Annotated in this window: 9 protein-coding genes; 6 read left to right on the top strand and 3 right to left on the bottom strand. The window is 61.0% G+C overall.

What is annotated here, in order from left to right:
* The first annotated feature begins 13 nt into the window (after positions 1 to 13).
* A complete protein-coding gene (locus ACFO3S_RS16725; protein WP_378098548.1) occupies positions 14 to 1,000 on the top strand; it encodes an ROK family protein in 987 nt (328 codons plus the stop codon).
* Complete coding sequence (locus tag ACFO3S_RS16720; RefSeq protein WP_378098546.1) at positions 963 to 3,584, top strand: glycoside hydrolase family 38 N-terminal domain-containing protein; 2,622 nt, start codon at positions 963 to 965, stop codon at positions 3,582 to 3,584. Before ACFO3S_RS16725 ends, ACFO3S_RS16720 begins: the two co-directional genes overlap by 38 nt.
* A 75-nt stretch (positions 3,585 to 3,659) precedes the next feature.
* Here the strand turns inward: ACFO3S_RS16720 and ACFO3S_RS16715 are convergent, their stop codons facing one another.
* Positions 3,660 to 4,559 (bottom strand): helix-turn-helix domain-containing protein, encoded by a 900-nt coding sequence (locus tag ACFO3S_RS16715; RefSeq protein ID WP_378098544.1) that lies wholly within the window; start codon positions 4,557 to 4,559, stop codon positions 3,660 to 3,662.
* 183 nt (positions 4,560 to 4,742) lie between these two features.
* On the opposite strand from ACFO3S_RS16715, the gene ACFO3S_RS16710 reads away from it, so the two are divergent.
* The 3 genes from ACFO3S_RS16710 to ACFO3S_RS16700 are packed head-to-tail and all read left to right on the top strand — an operon-like array spanning position 4,743 to position 8,908.
* Positions 4,743 to 6,482, top strand: coding sequence for a class I mannose-6-phosphate isomerase (locus ACFO3S_RS16710; RefSeq protein ID WP_378098542.1), 1,740 nt, complete (start codon positions 4,743 to 4,745; stop codon positions 6,480 to 6,482).
* A gap of 27 nt (positions 6,483 to 6,509) precedes the next feature.
* On the top strand, positions 6,510 to 7,463 hold the full coding sequence (locus ACFO3S_RS16705) for an ROK family protein (protein ID WP_378098541.1): 954 nt from the start codon (positions 6,510 to 6,512) through the stop codon (positions 7,461 to 7,463).
* Between the two features lie 5 nt (positions 7,464 to 7,468).
* A complete protein-coding gene (locus tag ACFO3S_RS16700; RefSeq protein ID WP_378098539.1) occupies positions 7,469 to 8,908 on the top strand; it encodes a sialate O-acetylesterase in 1,440 nt (479 codons plus the stop codon).
* Between the two features lie 335 nt (positions 8,909 to 9,243).
* On the opposite strand, the gene ACFO3S_RS16695 is transcribed toward ACFO3S_RS16700, so the two are convergent.
* Both ACFO3S_RS16695 and ACFO3S_RS16690 read right to left on the bottom strand, forming a co-directional pair.
* Positions 9,244 to 10,371, bottom strand: coding sequence for a transglutaminase domain-containing protein (locus tag ACFO3S_RS16695; protein WP_378098538.1), 1,128 nt, complete (start codon positions 10,369 to 10,371; stop codon positions 9,244 to 9,246).
* A 132-nt stretch (positions 10,372 to 10,503) separates the two neighbouring features.
* Complete coding sequence (locus tag ACFO3S_RS16690) at positions 10,504 to 11,379, bottom strand: AraC family transcriptional regulator (RefSeq protein ID WP_378098536.1); 876 nt, start codon at positions 11,377 to 11,379, stop codon at positions 10,504 to 10,506.
* Between the two features lie 118 nt (positions 11,380 to 11,497).
* Between ACFO3S_RS16690 and ACFO3S_RS16685 the strand changes: the two genes are divergently transcribed.
* Positions 11,498 to 13,000: an L-arabinose isomerase family protein gene (locus ACFO3S_RS16685; protein ID WP_378098534.1), complete on the top strand. Its 1,503-nt coding sequence runs from the start codon at positions 11,498 to 11,500 to the stop codon at positions 12,998 to 13,000.
* The last annotated feature ends 17 nt before the right edge of the window (positions 13,001 to 13,017 follow it).

Raw genomic sequence — 13,017 nt, 5'->3', positions numbered from 1 at the left:
GGAGAGCGGGATCATGAAAAAATATACTATCGTATTCGACATAGGCGGCTTGTTCATCAAAGCTGCGGTCATGAACGCGCTCGGGAAGCTCGTTCCGGATTCCTATATGATCTACCCGGCCAAATCCAAGGAGTCGAAAGACGAACTGCTATCGCATTTTGTCGAGCTGATCAAACAGCAGACGAACCGGATTATGGACAAAACGTTCCGGATCGACGGAATCGGCTACGCTTTTCCGGGTCCCTTCGATTACGAGGAGGGCATCAGCTACATTCGGGGCGTAGACAAGTTTGAAAATATTTACGGGGTGAACTTGCGGGAGGAACTGACCGCGAGATTGGCCCAGGAGAGCTGGTTCGTCGGCAAGCGCTCGCCCGACTTTCATATCGTGTTCGAGAACGACGCGAATCTGTTCGCGCTGGGCGAGTACGCCGTGGGCAAGGCGGGCGCTTATGCCAGGTCGCTGTGCCTGACGATCGGAACGGGAGCAGGCTCCGCCTTTCTGGAGGGAGGCGTTCTCGTGAAGAACCGGAAGGATGTGCCCGAACACGGCTGGATCTACAACCAGCCCTTCCGGGATTCGATCGTGGACGACTACATCTCCAAGAGGGGCATCGTCCGGCTCATGCGGGAGGCGGGGCTGGACGACGCCCGCCTGGACGTGAAGAACGTGGCCGAGCTGGCCCGAGGCGGAGATCCGAGAGCCATAGGCGTCTTCCACCGCTTCGGCGACATGATCGGGGAGATGCTGCTGCCGTTTCTGGAGGCGTTCCGCCCGGAGGCGATCGTTCTCGGCGGGCAGATCGTCAAGAGCAAGGAGCTGTTTCTGGATCGCGTGAGGCAGGCCATCAGCCGATACGACGTCTCCCTCGAAGTGACCGGAGACACGTCGCTGAGCGCATTCGCGGGAGTTTCCCTGCTGCTGCGCCAGACGAAGAACGAAATGAAAGAGAGGGATAATCATGGCCGGGATCCGGGAAATTCTCGTATATCATCATAGCCATTTGGACGTCGGCTATACGCACCCTCAGCCGGTGCTGTGGGAGCTTCAGAAATCCTATATCGACCAGGCCATCGAGTTGTGCGAGTCGACGGCGGGCCAGGCGGAGGAAGATCGTTTCTATTGGACGTGCGAGGCGACGGAGCCGGTTCTCCGCTGGCTGGAGACCGCGGACGAGGGGCAAGTCGAGCGCTTCGCCGCTTGCGTCCGGAGAGGGCAGATCTGCCTCACCGCGGTTAACATGCACAGCACGCCCCTCTGCTCGGCGGAGGAAATCATACGCTCGCTGAGCCCGGTCAAGAAACTTCGCGAGCGCTTCGGCGTGCCGATTCGGACGGCGATCAACCATGACATCAACGGGCAGCCTTGGACGTTCGCCCAGATTTTGCTGGATGCGGGGATCGAGCTGTATACGACAGGGGTCAACATCCACTTCGGCGGCATTCCGTTCAAGCGTCCGAGCGCATTCCGCTGGACGGCGCCCGATCGGAAGCAGCTGCTCACCTTCCACGGAGAGCATTACTCGCTGTTTACTCAGTTCGGGGAGCTGTGGGAGAACGACACGGCCAGGATGAGGGCGGGGCTGGACCGCTACTTGTCCCGTCTGGAAAGCGAAAATTATCCGTACGATTTCGTCTACTTGTCGGCGACCAACATTCCGCTGTTCGACAATACGCCGCCGGATACGGAGCTGCTCGGCATGATCCGGAGATGGAACGCGGAGAAACTCGGTCCCCGCATCCGAATGGCGACCCCGGAGATGCTTCTGGAGCGGCTGAAGGAGCTTCCGAGCGGGCAGCTGCCCTCGTATTCGGGAGACTGGACCGATTATTGGAACTTCGGAGCGGCCAGCTCGGCCGATGAGACCCGACTTAGCCGCCGTTCCAAAGCAGCCCTGCAGAGTGCGGAGTTTCTGGCCGCCTTCCGCGAAGAGCCGCTGCCGGCAGCGGAGGCCGACATGTACGAAGCGGCCTGGGAGCAGCTTCAACTGTTCGACGAGCACACCTGGGGAGCGAACATCTCGGTGACCGATCCGGATTCGGATTACACGAAGGTGCTCTGGGGGCATAAGGCCCACTTCGCCCATCAGGCGAACAGCCTGAGCGGCTATCTGCTGAATCGCGAACTGGAGCGCTTCGCCGGCAATCCGCCGCAGTCCGGCAAACCGGAAGGGACGCTGCTCGTGAACGCGTCGCCTGTGGAACAGACCATCGATCTGCGGCTGCCGGAATACTGGTATCACGAAGGGCGTCATCTGACGGCCTCGCGCTTCACCGTTCATCGCAACAATCTGGACACGGACTGGAGCCTTCCGTCCGTTGGCCGGGTCACGATTCCGCCGTTCAGCTGGAAGAAGGTGCCTCACGCTGCGCTCTCCCCGGCCGCGAAGGAACCGGCAGCGTTGAAGATGGAGCCGGGAAGCATCGAGACGCAGTATTACCGGCTCGGTTACGATCCGGAGACCGGACGAATCGGAGAGTTGTTCGACAAGAAGGCGGGCTGGTCGATGATTGATCCCGACAGCGAATGGACATGGTTCCAGTACGTGCACGAGATGCCCGATCCGCTGGCGGACCGCCGCCACCGGGAGACGCTATTCCTGCGCGACATCGACAAGTGCAACAACAGCGTGAGCTGCTGGAACAACGACTGGAAGGCGCGCCGCAGAGGTGCAGACCGGCTGCTGTCGTGCTCCGCCGCGGAACACGACAGCGGGGTGACGCTGACATGGGTTTGGGAGGCGCCGGGCGTTCGCCGACTGGAGCAGCGGATCACTCTGTTCCGCGACCGTCCCGGTATCGAGATGCGGGCGCTGCTGGACAAGACGGACGATCGGGAGCCGGAATCGATTTACTTCGCCTTCCCGCTCCGGCTGAAGGCGGGCTGGGAAGCCGCCTTCGACACTGCCGGTTCGCTCGTTCGACTGGACGACGATCAGCTGCCAGGCGTCAGCCGCGACTGGGTGACGGCGGATCGCGCCATATCGGTGTACGACGGCCGCAACGGCGTCACCCTGGCTTGCCCGGACGCGCCGCTCGTCCAGATCGGCGGCTTCAACTTCGGGCGGGAGAGCGCTGCGATATCTCGCGACGCGAATCCGATTCTGCTGGCATGGCCGCTCAACAACTACTGGGACACGAACTTCCGTGCGAGTCAGCCGGGCACGATCTCGTTAACGTACAGGCTCTTCTCTTTCGCGGGGACGTTCCGGCCGGAGGAGATGGCGCGGCAGGGGATCGAGACTTCGCTTCCGGTGCAGCAGTTCCCGGCCTACGCTTGTGCGAAGGAATCGGGCGGAACGCTGCTCGAGGCGTCGGGCGACGGCGTCGTTGCGACTTACGTCAAGGCGGCGGAGGACGGCGACGGGATCATCGTTCGGCTGCAGGATGTCCGGGGCGCGCTCGGCGCGCAGGCTGTTCCTTACGTTGTGCGAATGCCTGGCAGGAGCATCGCGCGGGCTTTCCGCGTGAACGTGCTGGAGGAGAACGTCGAGGAGCTGGATACGACGGGGGGAGAAATCCGCGGTCTATTGGAGGCCGGAGGGCTTGCGGCCGTTCGGGTTATCGTCGGAGCCTCCTCGTGAAATCAACGAGCGGGTCCGCCGCTCCGCCTACTTGTGCAGAAGCGATCGGCGGCGTTGGCCGACAGTACGAAGGCGTCAGAATATCTCCGTCTGTTCCTTCAGCTTCCGCAGAAATTGGCCGGGCGGCTCGCCCATCTCGGCTTTAAATACGGTCGTGAAATAGTGCACGGTCTCAAAGCCGGTTTCCTCTGCGATGCGCTTGATCGACCAGTCCGTCGTCGTCAGCAGAGACACGGCTTGCCGGATTCGTTCCTTCCGGACGTAAGCGGAGAAGGACTGGCCCAGCTCTTCGCCGAACAGGCGGGAGAGATGGCGCGAAGACACGTGCAAATAATCGGCCACCGTCGACAGCTTCAGCTCTTGAGCCAGATTGTCGCGAATGTACAACTTCGCCCGGTGAACGAGCGTAGAGGTGGAACTCGGGACGGGCGCAGGTCTGGCCGAGCTGCGCTGGTCCGAGAATGCGCTTTCGAAGGAGGTCATCAGTCCTCGCGCCAGTCCGAGAATGCCCTCCTCGAGAAAATGCATGGAGGAAGAGACCTGCCGCAGCAGGGCAAGCCAGATCAGAACCGCGGGACACTGCTCCGCGTTGCGGATGCAGAAGGTTCTGGATTTCTCCAGATTTCGGAACCTTCGCAGTCCTTCTCTGGACGATTCTGACGGGAGCAGCTCGAAGGCGACGAAGAGGATGTACAGGCCGTCGTCGCTGATGATCTGATGCTTGAAGTGAGGCCGCGACATGAATAGCGTGCCCGGCTCGATCGGCAGCCGGTGGGAGCCTTCCTCGTAAGTGCCTTGCCCGTCGATAACGTAACAAATTTCGAAAAAGGAATGCTTGTGCACATGGTTCGTGTAAAGCTTTCTTTCGCCGCCCCAATAGTGGACGTAGAAGGAGAGCTCCGAGCCGCTCAAGTTCACGGCGCAGTCGTTAAGTACGGCGTTGAAGTGATTGAGTTCCTGCTGTGTGAATTCCATTGTTGAACACCATCCGTTACTTTCATCTTAACGAAGGCGGCGGCCGAAATCAATGTGACTTGGCCGGACCGGGCAACCGGTTTCTGTCCAATTTTTATAAAAGGCCGTCCCTTCTCTGAAAAGACGGAAGAGCGCTTTCGGCCTAAGATGAAGGGGAGAACAGAACGAACAGGGGGATGCCAAGTGACTTTGTATGAGAAGGAACCGATCGTCGAGATCGAAGGGTGGAGACGGGAAGCGTGGGCCGGCTATGAGTCGATTGCCGGCAGACTGGCCGAGGAAACAAGAAAGCGCGACAAAACGGTGATCGTCGTGGAGTGCTATCCGGCTGTCCGCATCGACGAGATCGTTCGAGGTCTTGGCGGACTGCAGCCGGCGGCGGTCATTCTGGCGGAGGAGGCGGCGCTGGACGCCGATCGTCTGCAGGCCAAGCTGGAGCGTTACTTGACAGAGGACCGCGTATTCGGTTATCTGTCGCCTTTTACGATAGATGAATTTTACGATCGCGAGCGGTTGGACGCGCTGGCCGCGCAAGCTCGCGGGATCGAAGCGGGAGTCGTCGTCGTCATCGGGTTCGGGGCTTCCCTCGTCGCCGAGGGAGACGTGCTCGTCTATGCCGATCTGGCTCGCTGGGAAATTCAGCAGCGCTATCGCAGCAAGGAGTTCGGCAACTGGCGGGCGGGCAATGAGGACGAAGACATTCTCAGAAAATACAAGCGAGGGTTTTTCGTCGAATGGCGGACGGCGGACCGGCTGAAGCGGTCGCTGCTGGAACGGGCCGATTATTACCTCGACACAAACCGCAAGGACGATCCGCGTATGGTCACGGGAGCGGCGCTGTTCGCCGGAATTCGCGAGACCGTGCGGAGGCCTTTCCGTCTCGTTCCGTACTTCGACCCCGGCGTCTGGGGAGGCCGCTGGCTGGAGGAGCGCATCGGTCTCGAACCGCGGGACAATCCGTATGCCTGGGGCTTCGACGGCGTCCCGGAAGAGAACAGCCTGTATTTCCAATACGACGATCTGCGGATCGAGCTGCCTTCCTTAAACGTCGTGTTCTTCGAACCGCAGGCGCTGCTCGGAGAGCAGGTGTACGCGCGCTTCGGAGCGGAATTCCCGATTCGCTTCGACTTCCTGGACACGATCGGCGGGCAGAACCTGAGCTTGCAGGTGCATCCTCTCACGGATTACATCAAGCAGCACTTCGGCATGAGCTATACGCAGGACGAAAGCTATTACATTCTGGAGGCCAAGGAAGGGGCGCACGTATACCTGGGCTTGAAGGAAGACGTCGATCCCGATCGGATGATCGCGGATCTGGAGCGGGCGCAGCAGGGGGGATTCTCCTTCCCCGCGGACCGTCACGTCAACGCCTTCCCGGCCCGCAAGCACGACCACTTCCTCATCCCGGCCGGAACGGTTCACTGCTCGTGCACGGACACGATGGTGCTGGAGATCAGCGCGACGCCGTATATCTTCACGTTTAAGCTGTGGGATTGGGACCGACTGGGGCTGGACGGCAAGCCCCGACCGGTTCATCTGGAGCACGGGAAGCGCAACATTCAGTGGGAGCGCAGAACCGAATGGGTGAAAAGCAATCTGATCGATCGAACGGTTCAAGTCGCGGAGGGCGAGGGCTGGATCGAGGAGCGGACCGGCTTGCACGAGCTGGAGTTCATTGAGACCCGGCGGCACTGGTTTACGAGCAGGGTGACCCATCATACGAACGGCGGCGTTCAGATGCTGAACCTGGTCGAAGGGGAGGAAGCGGTCGTCGAAAGCCCGAGCGGCGCGTTTGCGCCGTTCCTCGTCCGCTATGCGGAGACGTTCGTCATCCCCGCGGCTGTCGGCGAATATACGATTCGTCCGACCGATCGCAGCGAGGGGACCCGTCTGGCGACGATCAAAGCCTATGTGAGAACTTGAAACGAGCGGCAAGCGGAGGAATGAAGCATGAATATCGCCATTGACTTCGGCGGAACGAACATCAAAATCGGATTGATAGACCGCGGCAAGGTGGCGGCCAAAGCTAGCATTCCGGCTTATTCCGAGCACGGGCTCGCCGGCCGCCTTCCGGCGGTCGAGAAGACCGTCAAAGCGCTGCTGGGAGAGGCCGGGTGGACTCCGGCGGCCTGCCGGGGCGTCGGCTTGGCGCTGCCGGGCATCGTGGATGCGGACAACCGCACGCTTCTGTCCATCCACGATAAATATGCCGATGCGATCGGATTCGATTTCAGCCAATGGGTGGCGGACGCCTTCTCGCTTCCGTTCGTCATGGAGAATGACGCGCGCGCGGCCCTTGTCGGGGAAGTGGCTTACGGCGCGGCGCGCGGGGCGAAGGATGCGGTGCTGATGATGTTCGGCACCGGAATCGGGACAGCCGCGATCATGAACGGAAGTGTCGTGCGCGGCCGGCATTATCAGGCCGGCATTCTCGGCGGCCATCTGGCGACGGATATTCATGGAGAGAAGTGCGCCTGCGGCAACGTCGGGTGCATGGAAGCCCAGGCGAGTCACTGGGCGCTGTCCGTCCGCGCGGCCCGGATGCCGGGATTCTCCGACAGTCCGTTGTCGGAAAATTCCGGGGCGTTGGGCTACGAGGACGTGATCTCGGCGGGCGAACGGGGAGAAGGGTGGGCGCGAAGCCTCGTCGAGAGTCTGCTGGAGCATTGGAGCGCGGGCATCGTCAACCTGATTCACGCCTACGATCCCGAGGTTGTCGTGCTCAGCGGAGGCTTAATGAAGTCCGCGGACCGGGTGCTGCCGCAAGTCATTGACCGCACGCTCGCATCCGCCTGGACGCCGTGGGGAGCGCCGAGGTTCGTCGTGGCGGAGGACCCGGAAACTTCAGTGCTGCTCGGCTTGTCGCATCTGGCGGATTCGGAAGAACGCAGCCGGAAAGGGTGAGACGGTTGGAGAAACGGGCGAATGGCGCCTTCTTGACGGAAGCTCCCTCCTCTTGGACGATTGTTCAGCAGGGGATCGACGGATTCGCGGAATGGACGCTTCGGGGAAGCTGGCATGCGGAAGGGGATTACGAGCTGGAGCGGGCTCAGGTGTACGCGCGCATCGTCCGGGAGGACGACGGGCGGCTCGTGCTGGCCTGGACGCCCGCCGAGATGGAGGAGGAACGAAGCTGGACGGTCAGGCTTCGAGTTCCCGCCGGAGGGCTATACCGGGTGGAAACCTGTCTTCGCGTGCGGAAGGACGATCCGGCGATGGAGTGGCCGATGCGCGGCGATATGATCCACCATCTCGGCGTCGGGGATCTCTGGATCATCGCCGGGCAGAGCAATGCGGCCGGATACGGCAGAGGTCCGTGCGAAGACGGGCCTGAGCCGGGCGTTCATATGCTGCGGCTGAACGGGCAGTGGGATATGGCCAGCCATCCGTTGAACGATCCGACGGCGACGCGGTTCGCGCCTAACCGGGAATGGTCCAATCCGGGACATTCGCCGTTTCTCCTGTTCGGCAAGCGGCTGAGGGCGGAGCTAGGGTACCCGATTGGCCTCCTACCGACGGCGCTTGGCGGCTCGCATCTGCACAGCTGGAATCCGGAGGAGCAGGGAGAGCTGTACCGCAACATGCTCGATATTGCGGCGGCGGCCGGCGGCCGAGTGAAGGGCGTGCTTTGGTACCAGGGCTGCTCGGACGCGAACATGCCGGAGACGGACGAATCCGACACCTATTTGGAACGCTTCGGGGCATGGGTGCGCTGTCTAAGGAAGGACTTCGGCGACTCCGAGCTTCCCGTTCTCACCGTTCAGTTGAACCGCTTGATCGGCTGGGAGACCGGAGACGAGCTCGACCGCTGCTGGGGGCGGGTCAGAGAAGCCCAGAAGGAAGCGGCCGAACGGCTGCCGAACGTGTACGTCGTGCCTTCGCTGGATTGCGAGGTGTGCGATAACATTCATAATGCGCCGGCTGGCAATCGGCTGATCGGAGAACGGCTTGCAGCGGCGGCGCTGGGCGGGGTATACGGAAAGCGCGGCTTCGAGAGGCATCGCGCGCCGCGCGCGAAGGAGGCCGTCATCCGCCGGGGCATATCCTCGCACGAAGCGTCCGGAGCGGGAGAGATCGTGCTTCGCTTCTCCGACGTCTGCGGCCGGTTGCTCGCGCATACGAAGGAAGAGGTGTTTCGGGCGGAGGACGAGGCGGGGAAGCTCGGGGTGATCGAATGGAGGGTGACCGGCGAGGCCGAGATCGTGCTCTCCCTGTCGCGGGAGCCCGTGGGCGAGACGTTCGTGCACGGCGCCTATGAGACCAACCCCGCCTATTACGTTCCGTTCGACGACGAATCTCGGCTGCCGATGTTGGCCTTCTATCGGCTGCAGGCCAGGGAGCCGGGCTGAGGGAGGCGGCGGCGTCCGGCTCTGCGCGGAAGGCGTCTCGCGAGGCTTCGCGGCGCTCCTCGACCGCTCCGGCCAGCGTCCCGGCCGCTCGTCTTCCTCCCGGAAGTGCGAGGAAAGACGCAAGCAAGGCCCCGACCATGAGTTCATGGCCGGGGCCTTGGCTTTTTAAGTGATTCAGCAAGTATAAAATTCGTTATCCTTATCTGAATCCCCTCCGACATAAACGTTATCCCGCCGGTCCCAAGGACGGCGTAAGCCGTTTATGCTTGGTGATGGATAAAATTCGCTACGTGCTCCCGCCGATCCCAAGGACGGCGGGAGCCATATGCTTGACCTTAGCGGTGCAAAGTAATGCGGAGCAGCTTATCGTTGGCCGGCGTGCGGGTGTAATTCTCGAGCGTGTAGCTCATCCGGGAAGCGCCGGTTTGGGCGTTGAACGCTTTTTTGAGATCCGAGGCGACCGTAGCGCTTCTCGTATACCGGACGAAGAGCTCGGACTCTCCGGAGTCGGCGGCGGCGCGAATGCGCTCCGTCAACTCGGTGACGCTTGAGGCCGTGTAGGCGTCCTCCATGTAGGGGTATCCCATCAAGTCGTACAGCTGGCGATAGAAGCCGTTTTTTCCCGATTCCTTCTTCGCGAGCCGGGCCGCGACTTGGCCGTAATCCGTAGCGGCTGCGGGATAGCCGGCCGTGACCGACCATTTGTGATCGGGCCGGATTTGCGCGTCGGTCAGATTGTAGTAGTTGTACTGAACTTTCCCGAAGGCGTCCGGCACGGGATCGTTCCAGGTCGTGTCGATATGGTACCATTTCTTCTCGATCTGCACGAGATTCCACGTATGGGCGCTTCCCCTTGAAGTGCCTTCCACGATCCGCACCGGAATGCCCGCCTGCTTCATCATCTCGTAGGTGAGCAGGGCGTAGCCCTGGCAGACGGTCGAGCCGTCGACCAGCCCGTCGTAAGCGGAGTGCGAGACGAGGCGGGTGTCGTAGGCCAGATTCGCGACCACCCAATCGTGGACGGCCTTCACCTTCTGATGGTCGTTCATGCCGGGAGTGACGATCCTTCTGACGATAGCCGCGACCTGCCTGCGAACCTCGGCCGTCTGCGCAAGCGATTCCCAGTAGGTAAAGCTGAAGTCGATCGTCGCGGTATTCCCCTTGATCGCGGCCTGATATTTATAGGTTTTCACGATGTAATGCACGTAATCGTCGGAGCGAATGGCCGCCTCGAGAATGTTTTTGATGTCCTGCTTCAGCGTGGCGCCCTTGCCGACGTATTTCAATTGAACGGAGCTCTTACGCTGACTCAACGCGGTTTCGATCGCTTTCTGCAGCAGCTGGGCCTGGGACGTCGAGCCGTCCGCGGCGTGAACGATCTGAAGCGTGCCGCATCCTGCCGTCAGCAGCAGAATGCTCAGGAAGAGCGAGGAGGCGATCCAAGCTTTCAGTCTGGCGTTCATGTCCGTCGTATCCTCTCTCTTTCGCGCCGCAGGGCGAGTGCGCCGCGGCCGCAGCATTTTCTCTGGCGGTTATATTCGTAATATAGCATAACGTTCGTTCGGCCGTATATCTATATTCCGCAGTCGAGAGATTTAGGATTCCCGCCACATTTTCCGGTAGGCAAGCGGAGTCTGCAGCTCGCGGTCCCGGAACAGATTGATGAAGTGACTGGCGCTGTCGATGCCGACGGCCGACGCGATCTCGGCAACGGGCATGTCGGTGAAGCGGAGCAGCTCCTTGGCTCGGGTAACTCGGGTATGGATCAAGTACTCGTTCGGCGAAAAGCCGGTATAGCGCTTGAACGCCTTCGAGAGATGGTACTTGTCTGCGGCGAACAAGGCCGATACGCCATCCAGCGTGAGGCGTTCGCCATAGTGCCGGTCGTAGTGCTTCATAACGTCCCGCACAAGCGCCGGAATTGCCGGAGCGGCCGAGGCGTCCCGGCGATGGACGGCCAGCAGCAGCTCGGTGAGCAGATCGACGATAAGCCGGGAGCCCTCGAGCTCCGAGCGCATCGTTCTTCGCTGGCCCAGAGAGACGATGTCCTGCAGGATGGCGGGGATTCTGGAGCCGTCGGACAATCGGAGCACAGGGCCGCCGGCGGCGGAGAAGCGATCGTAATAAGCGGGAGACGAGCTGCCGTTGAAGTGAACCCAGATCATCTCCCACAGCTGCTCGGGGTCGGTTCGATAGTGCTGATACGAACGGCAATCGATGCAGATCAGCTGTCCGGGCGACAGGGCGTAGCTCTTGCCCTCGTAGGTGAGGTAGCCCAATCCTTTCGTCGTATAGAGAACCAGGTAGGAGTCCAGATTCTCCCTCTCCGTATAGTAGGAGGGCATCGTGCGGAACTTTCCGGACTCCTGAACGTAGTACAGCGACGCCTTGGCGAACGCGGAAGGCGTGGCGATCGTGCGGATCGAATCGCCGGTCCAGTCGTGAGAGGCTTCTTCCCGATAGCCGGGCATAGGGATCAGCTCCAAGATACTGTGATTTTTGACCAAGATCGTAGGATGCCAATTCGGGTGTAAGCATTTACAATCGGATTATATCCATTATTTCATACGAAATCGGAGGGGTAAACAGATGTCTGGCATGCAAGCGATCAAGCCGCCGCGCAAGGCGCGGATCGGGCTGTACAGCGTTGGGCTTCGCGCCTATTGGGAGCAGTTCCCGGGCTTGCGGGATCGCCTTCTTGAATACGGCAAGGCGATCGAAGAGCGGATGTCGCAGTGGGGAGAAATCTACAATTACGGGCTGGTCGATACCGAGGCGGAAGGGCGCAAAGCGGGAGAATGGCTGAACGCGAGCCACGTGGATCTGGTCTTCTGCCATGCGGCCACCTATTCGACGAGCTCGACCGTGCTCCCGGTTCATCAGCTGTGCCGGGCGCCCGCCGTGTTTCTGAACCTTCAGCCGACCGATCGGATCGATTACGAGCGGACGACGACCGGAGAATGGCTCGCCCATTGCGGCGCCTGTCCGGTTCCGGAATTCGCCAACGCGTTTAATCGCGCCGGCATTCCCTTCCGCGTCGTGAACGGCATGCTCGGGCTCGACTATACGCCGGCCGTCTCTCTGACGAACGAGAATACGCGCCAGAAGCCGGAAGCGATTCGAGCCTGGCGGGAGATCGAGGAGTGGGTTCGCGCCGCCTCCGTGCCTCGCACGCTTAAGCACAGCCGTTTCGGTTTTTTGGGAAATACGTACAGCGGCATGCTCGATATGTACAGCGATTTTACGATGCTGCAAGCCCAGACGGGGATGCATGTGGAAGTGCTGGAAATGTGCGATCTCGACCGGCTGCTGAAGGAGGTCTCGGAACGAGACGTGAAGGAGAAGCTCGAAGCGGTTCGGGAGATGTTCCAGATTAGCGGGGATTCTCCGTCCGATCCGATCGCGAGAAAGCCGACCGACGAGCAGCTCGACTGGTCGTGCCGGGTTGCGGCGGCGCAGGAGAAGCTTGTTCGCGAGTTCGATCTTGACGCGTTGTGTTATTATTACCATGGTGCCCCGGGAGGGGAATACGAGAAGCTGCAGGGCGGCTTTATCGTCGGACACTCCCTGCTGACGGCCAGAGGCGTTCCGTGCGCCGGGGAGGGCGATCTCAAGACCGCTCTGGCGATGAAAATCTGCGACATTCTGGGAACCGGGGGCAGCTTCTCGGAGATCGTCGCGACCGACTACGTCGACGGCACGATTCTGCTCGGCCATGACGGTCCGTTCCATATCGCCATCTCGGAAGGCCGGCCGACGCTTCGGGGAATGGGGCTGTATCACGGCAAGCAGGGCACAGGCGTATCCGTCGAGGCGAAGGTCAAATCTGGCCCGATCACGACGCTGAACGTCACCCAAACCGGAGACGGCAAGCTGAAGCTGATCATCAGCGAGGCGGAGTCGACGGACGGTCCGATTATGAGAATCGGCAACACCCAGACGCCGGTCAAGTTCCGCATGCATCCGGACGACTACATGTCGCGCTGGTTCGCCGAAGCGCCGACGCATCATTGCGCGATGTCCATCGGCCACAATGCGGGCTTGTTGGCCAAGGCGGGAGAAATCATGCAGGTAAAGCACGTCATTCTATAAAAAAAGCGGTCGGTCGA

It is taken from the genome of Cohnella hongkongensis (assembly GCF_042654645.1).
In the GTDB taxonomy this organism is placed as follows: Bacteria; Bacillota; Bacilli; order Paenibacillales; family Paenibacillaceae; genus Cohnella; species Cohnella hongkongensis.
The sequence above is the reverse complement of the archived record's forward strand: the minus strand, read 5'-3'. Positions and strand labels throughout refer to the sequence as shown.